At 59.2% G+C, this 769-nt stretch carries 1 pseudogene; it reads right to left on the reverse strand.

Going from position 1 to position 769, the window contains the following annotated elements:
• Window positions 1-148: 148 nt before the first annotated feature.
• Window positions 149-769, reverse strand: a pseudogene (locus AC630_RS42650) (recombinase family protein); the annotation flags it as partial.

The raw sequence follows: 769 nt of genomic DNA on the forward strand, positions 1-769 counted from the left end.
CCTGGCAAAACGGCTACGCAGAACGGTTGATCGGTTCAATCCGAAGGGAATGCATTGATCATGTCGTAGTCTTCGGCGAACGCCATCTGCGCCACGTCCTGCTGTCATACAAGGATTACTGCAACTGCGCATCAGAACACCCATCTGTCTATGTTGTTGAAGAGAAGAGACTTTGCTGATTGGGATGCGATCCCGCGGGGTGTCTTGGGTTCTGTCGCGCTCGTTCGGCGATAGATTGAGCAGCAGTTATTATCAGCGAGGCGCGGGCGAAGATCCACGGGCCGTCCGATAGCGGATGGAAGGCTTCGATCTCGCCGGCTTCAGCGGCCAGTCGGAGCGTCTTGGGTGCGATCTTCAGGAGCTTTGCGGCCTTGCCAAGGTTGAGCCAGGGTTCGATCCCGTCATCGGCTGGCTTGAACACCGGGATGTGGTGATAGGAGCGCAGCGATGTGACGCGCTCGCGGGTCCAGCGATTGCCGTTGCCCGTCTTGAGGCCGTTGCGGTTGAGGATGCCAGCAATCAGATCGTCGCTGGCAATCAGCGCCAGTTGACGCACGGCTTGGATAATATCAGCAGAAGTGCTGTTGCGCTGTCCGCGCCGACGCTTGGGCAAGCGCAGCTCGCTATGAGCGCCACCCACCCAGTGGACGATGAGAACGATCTCGGACGCCGCGTCGTCGATATCAGCCACGACCTCATGGACGAGGGTGCGTACGATGCGCTTCTTGAGGCGAGCATCCGTCGTCGGCGCATCCCAGACCGTTTTGAG

It is taken from the genome of Bradyrhizobium sp. AS23.2, from assembly GCF_001908185.1.
Taxonomy (GTDB): Bacteria; Pseudomonadota; Alphaproteobacteria; order Rhizobiales; family Xanthobacteraceae; genus Bradyrhizobium.